General features: G+C 36.3%; 10 protein-coding genes and 1 pseudogene. 9 read left to right on the top strand and 2 right to left on the bottom strand.

All coding sequences use genetic code 11. The annotated features are described in order from the left end of the window. The 3 genes from PVV65_RS08965 to PVV65_RS08955 form a co-directional block, all read left to right on the top strand. Nucleotides 1–289: hypothetical protein (locus tag PVV65_RS08965; RefSeq protein WP_273789925.1), on the top strand; the 289-nt coding region annotated here is incomplete at its 5' end. 175 nt (nucleotides 290–464) lie between these two features. After that, nucleotides 465–812, top strand: a complete 348-nt coding sequence (locus tag PVV65_RS08960) for a hypothetical protein (RefSeq protein ID WP_273789924.1) — start codon at nucleotides 465–467, stop codon at nucleotides 810–812. Nucleotides 813–1,046: 234 nt separating this feature from the next. Beyond that, nucleotides 1,047–1,595: an antA/AntB antirepressor family protein gene (locus PVV65_RS08955; protein WP_273789923.1), complete on the top strand. Its 549-nt coding sequence runs from the start codon at nucleotides 1,047–1,049 to the stop codon at nucleotides 1,593–1,595. 56 nt (nucleotides 1,596–1,651) lie between these two features. Here PVV65_RS08955 and PVV65_RS08950 read toward each other — a convergent pair whose 3' ends face one another. Both PVV65_RS08950 and PVV65_RS08945 read right to left on the bottom strand, forming a co-directional pair. Then, complete coding sequence (locus PVV65_RS08950; RefSeq protein WP_273756873.1) at nucleotides 1,652–1,957, bottom strand: BrnA antitoxin family protein; 306 nt, start codon at nucleotides 1,955–1,957, stop codon at nucleotides 1,652–1,654. Continuing rightward, nucleotides 1,935–2,234 carry a BrnT family toxin gene (locus PVV65_RS08945; protein ID WP_208439550.1) on the bottom strand — a complete coding sequence of 100 codons (300 nt, stop codon included), beginning with the start codon at nucleotides 2,232–2,234 and terminating at the stop codon, nucleotides 1,935–1,937. The genes PVV65_RS08950 and PVV65_RS08945 overlap by 23 nt, the downstream gene beginning before the upstream one ends. Nucleotides 2,235–2,427: 193 nt before the next feature. On the opposite strand from PVV65_RS08945, the gene ssb reads away from it, so the two are divergent. The 6 genes and pseudogenes from ssb to PVV65_RS08915 form a co-directional block, all read left to right on the top strand. After that, nucleotides 2,428–2,883 (top strand): single-stranded DNA-binding protein, encoded by a 456-nt coding sequence (ssb, locus tag PVV65_RS08940; RefSeq protein WP_273789922.1) that lies wholly within the window; start codon nucleotides 2,428–2,430, stop codon nucleotides 2,881–2,883. 11 nt (nucleotides 2,884–2,894) lie between these two features. Further along, on the top strand, nucleotides 2,895–3,422 hold the full coding sequence (locus tag PVV65_RS08935) for a hypothetical protein (RefSeq protein ID WP_273789921.1): 528 nt from the start codon (nucleotides 2,895–2,897) through the stop codon (nucleotides 3,420–3,422). Nucleotides 3,423–3,489: 67 nt separating this feature from the next. Next, on the top strand, nucleotides 3,490–3,681 hold the full coding sequence (locus PVV65_RS08930) for a type II toxin-antitoxin system HicA family toxin (RefSeq protein ID WP_273789920.1): 192 nt from the start codon (nucleotides 3,490–3,492) through the stop codon (nucleotides 3,679–3,681). Between the two features lie 5 nt (nucleotides 3,682–3,686). Then, a complete protein-coding gene (locus tag PVV65_RS08925) occupies nucleotides 3,687–4,082 on the top strand; it encodes a type II toxin-antitoxin system HicB family antitoxin (protein ID WP_273789919.1) in 396 nt (131 codons plus the stop codon). Nucleotides 4,083–4,398: 316 nt separating this feature from the next. Next, the gene (locus PVV65_RS08920; RefSeq protein WP_273789926.1) at nucleotides 4,399–4,725 is read left to right on the top strand and encodes a hypothetical protein; all 327 of its coding nucleotides are present in this window, start codon (nucleotides 4,399–4,401) and stop codon (nucleotides 4,723–4,725) included. Further along, nucleotides 4,722–5,054, top strand: a pseudogene (locus tag PVV65_RS08915) (hypothetical protein); the annotation flags it as partial. The gene PVV65_RS08920 and the pseudogene PVV65_RS08915, both read left to right, overlap by 4 nt.

Genomic DNA, 5,054 nt, shown 5'->3' with positions numbered 1-5,054 from the left:
ATATGCTCTGAAAAAGGGCGTCGAAGATATCGTAACTGGTCAAGCAATTGGGATATCAAAAACATTTATGCCAACTTGTGGAGAGCTTTTAGCTTATTGCCAGACACTAGAAAATACCCTTCTTTCAGAAGCCGAAAGTGTACGTAGAGCAATTGAAAACACACGTGAGAAAGCACTCAAAGAAAAAACAGCGAAAGAGCATTTTAGACCACTAACGCTTGTTCACAAGCAAGAGCTTGAAGAAACTTTAAATGGTCTTGGGAGAACAGTGAAAAACATTGCAAGTTAGCAAAATAGTGAAAAGTGCTGATCATTTTGGGAATAGATATGCGTTTAAATCAATAAAATGGCACCGTACAGAGCGATTTAAAGATTTTATGATGAAATAATATCTGCAATACAAAACGCTCTATATGATCAAATTTGAGTCAAATAACCCTATTGGCAAATTTAAGGATAAAGACATGCAAATTTTACAACGTCTGTTCTTAACACAACGTAAACAGCCCATGCAAAAAAAGTTTGTGGCAACAGCTGTTGGTTATGTTCCATGGGGAGATGGAGCAGCAGAGTATTTTTACAACCTCTACGAATATGAAGATGGCAGGAGAGAGTGTGAAAAATTTGATGGTGGTCAGTATTACACCATACCAGAAAATGCGGATTTTAGTACCAAAGCGCAAGTGAAAGCTTGGGTTTACGGTGGTGCTATTCCGAAAAGCGTTCTCAATTACGAACCGCTCATTGATGAGATCAATAAAGAGATCAAAAAATTATCGGAAGCTTCTGAAAAAACAATGATTAGATGCTAACTCATATCAGGAACAACTTGACAAATTTTTAAAAGCCATTAGGTTACGAGGCAGGCTTAAAACACCTGTAACCAATCGGTTCAACAGTATCCCGAAAGATCTGTTGCCCTTCATTTTATTATTCCAGGGTCTTCACGTGTATGTCCAAGGGTAACCTAAAGATGTGAAGGACTGAATTGGTTCGGTTGTTTTAGCCCTGGATACTTAAGCTTTTAAAACAAAGGAACCAATATTATGAACACAATCATTAAAATATCAGAAAAAATTATTGAACAAGAAATTGTGCAAACGGTCAATGCGCGTGAGTTACACGCATTCATGGAAATAGGAAAACGTTTCGCTACTTGGATTACAGATCGTATTAATCAATATACATTTGAAGAAGGTAAAGATTTCATAAAAACACAAGATTTGCGGTTCCCAAAATTGGGAAGCGCAAAATCTAGAGCTGTTACAGCAATAGAATATCATCTCACTCTAGACATGGCGAAAGAGCTCTCAATGGTTGAACGCAATGAGAAAGGACGTCAAGCACGCCGTTACTTTATTGAGTGTGAAAAGAAACTGAGAAACCAATCTGTTGATTATGATCGTGATACGCGCTTTGATTTGCCAAGCTATTGGGAAGGTATGAACGCTGGTGAAAAAGTTTTATATCTTTTAGGTCCAATTCATGTGCGTCTTCTTGATGCCTTCAGAGTAGATGAAGAAAACAGAAAATACAAAGCTCTCATTAAAGAAGCAAAACAGGTTCTAGCAAGATCTGCCGTAAAAGCTGCTTAGATTTAAAAACGTGACTCCCCTTTCTTCTCGTCTTTTATGGCGAGGAGAAAATGAGTTTATCGCATTGAACGAAGCATGGCATCACGTAAAATGGCGTTAATCCGCGTTTGATATCCTTTCCCTTGACTTTTAAGCCACGCTAGAACGTCTGAGTCCACACGTACTGTTGTGACAGTTTTGGTTGGTTTATAGAATGGGTTGCGAACGGCGTTTTTCCAGAATGCATCATTGAGTGACGGAATATCACTATGATCAATTGCACTGTCCGGCATTGCAGCCAGCTTATCAACTTCAACTCTCTGTTTATCTGTCAAAGGTGATAAGTTACCTACATCAATTTCATAAAGAACTTTCTTCTTCATAACGTTTCCTTTCTTTCGAGTTAGCTCGCCGCGCTGAAATAATACGGATTACTTCTATACCATCTTTATCATCATGGACAGTATGCGCTACGAGCAGCAGTAAAAAACCATCCACAAGACCCAAAGTTTGCCAACGATATTCTCCGTTTTCAATACGGTCTTGTTTAACCATGGCGAACGGGTCTGCAAAAACACGAGCAGCAATTTCAAAACTGACACGGTGCTTTCTAAGATTACTTTTTGCTTTAGTTTCATCCCATTCAAATCTTATTCTCATATCTTATGTTAATACATTTATGTATGTATATCAAGAGTTTTAAATGAACACTGAACTATTTATGTTTTTTTGCATATTAAATATAATTTTATATGTTAAAAAACAATAATATCCTTTTGAAAAAATTGATAAAAATAGCAAATTATGATAAGATTTTTACATATTTAAATACAAATTTAAGGTAACTAAAAACATGATGAATAAAGTGATCTTAATTGGCTATTTAGGGGCTGATCCCGAAAGCAAAACAATGAATTCTGGTGCCGAAATAGTCAATTTTCGGTTGGCTACTTCTGAGAGCTATACAGATAAAAATACCAATCAAAAAGTAGGGAAAACAGAATGGCATTCCGTGGTGGTTTTTAATCCACATTTGGCAAAAATTGCGCTTCAATATTTACATAAAGGTTCAAAAGTTTATGTAGAAGGCAAATTACAAACCCGTAAATGGCAAGATAAAAACGGTATTGACCGCTTCACAACAGAGATTGTCTTATCACAATATAAAGGGGAATTGCAGTTGCTTGATGCAAAGAAAGAGCAATCGGCATCCCCTACCCCTTCACCCATTACTTCTCAAAATTATGCTATCGCTTCAGAGGCTGCTGATCATAGTGCACTCATTAATAATGATAGCATACCATTCTGATTGAAAAAAATATGACAAAAAGAAAAAAACGTGGTCGTCCACGGATCAACGGATGTATCAGAGAACCAAATGGACGTATCTCACGGACAAAAATGCCCCATGATCCCATTGAAAAATTGGCAATTGAAATGCGTGCCAAACGCTTCTGTTTGACCATAGAAGAGGCTAAAAATCCACTTTCCAGTACCTATATTGGGCGGCTTTATTTGCAAGGTGTGATTAACCAAGACCAATATGATGCTGCGCAAAAATATCTTGAAGTGAGAAACAACTATTTATGTGCAAAAGGGTTGCCTAATGCAATTTATGATGATTTTACTCCTTCATCAAATGAAGAGGCACAACAACGGTGGATTGAAAGAGCAACTCATTGTTATGAAGAAATGAAAGAGGTTATCAAAGAAGCGCAATGCCTTTATAGACAGTATAATCTTTATGTTGCATTACAATATCTTGTTATAGAAGATCAATCGCTAACACATCTTGTTAGTTCTTTGCGTATTGTTCTTCATGCGCTTCATAAGCACTTTAGCCGTTAAAAAAGAATTGACATCAGATGAAAAATTATTAAAATGTGTATATATTTACACATCATGAGTTTAGGAAATGGAACAAGATAGCCGAAAAATCATTGCAAAATTAAAGCGTGATGGCTTTGAACTTGTCAAAGTAAAAGGTTCTCATCATAAATTAAAAAAAGATGGTAAGGTTGTTATTGTTCCACATCCTAAAAAAAATCTTCCGATTGGTACAGCACGTTCTATCGCACAACAAGCAGGTTGGTTAAAAAAAGGATAAGAAAAATGAAAAGATTTTTTGCTCTTGTTCATAAAGATGAAGATTCTGCTTTTGGTGTTCAGTTTCCTGATTTTGAGGGACTTTTTTCTGCTGCTGATGAGGAAGAAAATTTAATCGCAAACGCAACAGAAGCACTTCAACTTTATTGCGAAGATATAGATATAGTGCCTATTCCTTCAAAATTTGAGGAAGTCATACAACGGGAATCTGTCAAAACAGCTTTGTCAGAAGGAGCTTTTTTAATACAAGTCCCCTTTATTGAAAATGATGCAGAAGTGGTACGTACGAATATATCTATTGAAAGAGGACTCTTACGTGCAATTGATGATTGTGCACAAAAAAGAGGTTTAACAAGATCTGCTTTTTTGGCAACAGCAGCGCGTCACGAGCTTAATATTTAGATTTTCTTCTTTTTTGGCTGTGTCAATACATACCTTTTTGTTTCTAAAAACACCATATTTAGGTAAAAAAATAAAAAAACACAAGGTCATGATTTTTTTGTTGACATGATGTGAAAAATCATATTTAATGATGACACGGCACTGGTTTTATTGTGCCTAAAATTCAAAAATATCCCCAAAAATTCAGTAAAATATGAACTTGAAATGTGGCTAGAAAGCCCTGTTTTCTTGGTAATTCTGGCTAATCAATTTTTCACAGAATAAAAATCAATATTTGACTAATGATGTCATTAATTATGACTCAAAAGGAGCAATGATGAAAGCTGTCATCACTAAGCCAATGTGTGTTATTGGAGACAATAAAAGCACTGTTCGCTTTGAACCATCAACACCCAATAATCCATTTGTTGAAGTTTCCAATCAAGTCTATGCCCGACTTAAACGAGCAAACGCCGTAAAACCCTTTGTTGAAAGTAGAACCACAATAAAATCTGAAAAGGTAATTGAACAGACTAAGCCAACCGAAAAAGAAGTTGTACAAACATCTTCTGAACCAAGTGCAGAAGAAACTTCACTTCAACAGACCAAAACACCTAAAGTTTCCAAGCCATCAACACCTCCTGCTAAAAAGCTTAAAAATTGAAATTAATTATCCATCAAGAATGGTATCTTCAACAGGTGAAGGATACCTTCACCAGTCTTCAAGCACCACGCCTTAATTGGGCTTTGCGTAATGCTCTAAACACCGCAGCAAAGCAAGTCGAGCGCTTTACGGAGAAGCAAGTTGCCGACCTCTCATCAGCCCAACCAAAGCGTGTTAAAAAAGGCGTTTATATTAAAGAAAAGGCGACAGCAAGGTTTCTTGAGACAGATATCATTGGTTCTGGAACACCAATACCTCTTAAATTTTTTCAAGCAGAAGAAACAAAACGCGGTGTGACTTACACACTGTTTGGAAAGAAAAAAATCTTG

This window comes from Bartonella sp. ML70XJBT, from assembly GCF_028618425.1.
Taxonomy (GTDB): domain Bacteria; phylum Pseudomonadota; class Alphaproteobacteria; order Rhizobiales; family Rhizobiaceae; genus Bartonella.
This window is presented reverse-complemented; position numbering and strand designations above follow the sequence as displayed.

Bases quoted from the DNA above. Each gene is read 5' to 3' on its own strand.
- PVV65_RS08960 (WP_273789924.1), top strand. From the start codon at position 465: ATGCAAATTTTACAACGTCTGTTCTTAACACAACGTAAACAGCCCATG.
- PVV65_RS08955 (WP_273789923.1), top strand. From the start codon at position 1,047: ATGAACACAATCATTAAAATATCAGAAAAAATTATTGAACAAGAAATT.
- PVV65_RS08950 (WP_273756873.1), bottom strand. From the start codon at position 1,957: ATGAAGAAGAAAGTTCTTTATGAAATTGATGTAGGTAACTTATCACCT.
- PVV65_RS08945 (WP_208439550.1), bottom strand. From the start codon at position 2,234: ATGAGAATAAGATTTGAATGGGATGAAACTAAAGCAAAAAGTAATCTT.
- ssb (WP_273789922.1), top strand. From the start codon at position 2,428: ATGATGAATAAAGTGATCTTAATTGGCTATTTAGGGGCTGATCCCGAA.
- PVV65_RS08935 (WP_273789921.1), top strand. From the start codon at position 2,895: ATGACAAAAAGAAAAAAACGTGGTCGTCCACGGATCAACGGATGTATC.
- PVV65_RS08930 (WP_273789920.1), top strand. From the start codon at position 3,490: ATGGAACAAGATAGCCGAAAAATCATTGCAAAATTAAAGCGTGATGGC.
- PVV65_RS08925 (WP_273789919.1), top strand. From the start codon at position 3,687: ATGAAAAGATTTTTTGCTCTTGTTCATAAAGATGAAGATTCTGCTTTT.
- PVV65_RS08920 (WP_273789926.1), top strand. From the start codon at position 4,399: ATGAAAGCTGTCATCACTAAGCCAATGTGTGTTATTGGAGACAATAAA.